The following is a 1,742-nucleotide window of genomic DNA, read 5'->3' as shown; positions in this document are numbered from 1 at the left end:
CGGCACTGCTGGCCTTCTACGTGCGCCGCCATGTCAAGGAGCCGGAGATCTGGGTCAACCAGACCAGGCGGTTGAGCTTCACTGAGACTTTGGGCGCCCTGTTCAGTGCCCATCGGCGCAACACGCTGATCGGCCTGGCGTTCACCACGGCAGCCATGTGCGGCTACTGGGGCCTCTTCACATGGATCCCGACTTACCTGGCCACGCCGGTCGCCGAGGGCGGTCCGGGATTGGACCTGGTCAAGTCCACGGTGTGGATCGTGATCATGCAGGTGGGTGCGGCGCTGGGCTACGTCACCTTTGGTTACATCGCCGATCGGCTGGGGCGCAAGAAGGCCTTCCTGATCTTCTTCGCCGGCTCGGCGCTGTCGGTGCCGTTGTTCGTGATGATCCACACGCCGGGGCTGTTGATGGCATTCGGCATCGTGGTGGCCTATTTCGGCACCGGCTTCTACAGCGGCTTTGCCCCCACGTTCGCCGAAATGTTCCCGACGTCCATCCGCGCCACCGCGCAGGGCTTCGTCTACAACGGCGGCCGTGCCATCGCCGCGATCGCACCGGCGCTGATCGGCTACCTGGCCAACCAGCATGGCGTGGGCAGCGGCTTGCTCGCTACCGCCGGCTTCTTCGCGCTAGCCGGTCTGATCGTGCTGCTGTTCCTGCCTGAAACCAAGGGCGCGGAACTGACTTGATTCACCCTGGAGACTGACATGCCAATCATCCAAGTAACCCTGGTGCAGGGGCGCGACGAACAGAAGGTGCAGGCCTTCATCCGCGCGGTAGCCCGCGCTGCACATGAACAGCTGGACGCGCCGATGCAGACCATCCGTGTGATGGTCAATGAAGTGCCGCCGCAGCGCTTCGCGGTGGGCGATGTACTCAAGAGCGATTCCCCGACCGGGGCATCCGCATGAGCGCCGCCCTGACCCCGGCCGACATCGGCGAGCAGGCCGCGCAGCTGTACCGTGCGCTGCGAGAAGGCGCGCCCCTGGACCCGCTCAGCGAGCGCATTGCCGGGCTGCGTATCGAGGACGCCTACGCGATCTCCAGCAACCTGCTCGCCCGGCGCGTGGCCGACGGTGAGCGCGTGGTGGGCAAGAAGATCGGCGCAACGAGCGCGGCAGTGCAGCGCATGCTCAAGGTGGACCAGCCGGATTTTGGCTTCCTCACCGACCGCATGGAAGTGCGCAACGGCGGCACGCTGTCGCTTGATGGTCTGATCGCACCCCGCGCGGAGGGCGAGATCGCCTTCCACCTCAAGCGCGACCTGTGCGGGCCTGGCATTACCCATCACGAAGTGATCGCGGCTACCGAGGCGGTTTCGGTGTGTTTCGAGATCGTCGATTCGCGCATTCGGGACTGGAAGATCGGCATCACCGACACCGTGGCCGACAACGCCTCCGCTGCCGCTTTCGTCCTGGGTGACCAGCGCGTGCCACCCAAGGGCCTGGACCTGGGCACGCTGGGCATGGTGGTGGAAAAAAACGGTGAGCTCGTCGCGACCGGCGCCGGCGCGGCTGCGCTGGGGTCGCCGATCAACTGTGTGGTGTGGCTGGCCAATACGCTCGGCCGCCTCGGCACCTCGCTGAAGGCGGGCGAGGTGATCCTTTCCGGTGCCCTGGTGCCACTCATCCCGGTGCAGCGCGGCGACCACATGCGCGTACGCATGGGCGCCCTGGGCAGCGCCGACGTGCACTTTGCCTGATCCCGCTTCATCCCCCCAAGTATCCCCACAGGAGTGC

At 66.0% G+C, this 1,742-nt stretch carries 3 protein-coding genes; all 3 read left to right on the top strand.

Going from position 1 to position 1,742, the window contains the following annotated elements:
* A partial coding sequence (locus tag ACXJKH_RS19940; RefSeq protein WP_457321958.1) for an MFS transporter occupies positions 1-692 on the top strand: 692 nt, incomplete at its 5' end.
* 18 nt (positions 693-710) lie between these two features.
* Positions 711-914 (top strand): tautomerase family protein, encoded by a 204-nt coding sequence (locus tag ACXJKH_RS19935; RefSeq protein ID WP_350469436.1) that lies wholly within the window; start codon positions 711-713, stop codon positions 912-914.
* Entirely contained in the window at positions 911-1,705 is a 795-nt protein-coding gene (locus ACXJKH_RS19930) for a fumarylacetoacetate hydrolase family protein (RefSeq protein ID WP_346482323.1), read from the top strand. Before ACXJKH_RS19935 ends, ACXJKH_RS19930 begins: the two co-directional genes overlap by 4 nt.
* Positions 1,706-1,742 lie beyond the last annotated feature (37 nt).

It is taken from the genome of Stenotrophomonas sp. P5_B8 (genome assembly GCF_054049855.1).
This window is presented reverse-complemented; position numbering and strand designations above follow the sequence as displayed.

Bases quoted from the DNA above. Each gene is read 5' to 3' on its own strand.
- ACXJKH_RS19930 (WP_346482323.1), top strand. From the start codon at position 911: ATGAGCGCCGCCCTGACCCCGGCCGACATCGGCGAGCAGGCCGCGCAG.
- ACXJKH_RS19935 (WP_350469436.1), top strand. From the start codon at position 711: ATGCCAATCATCCAAGTAACCCTGGTGCAGGGGCGCGACGAACAGAAG.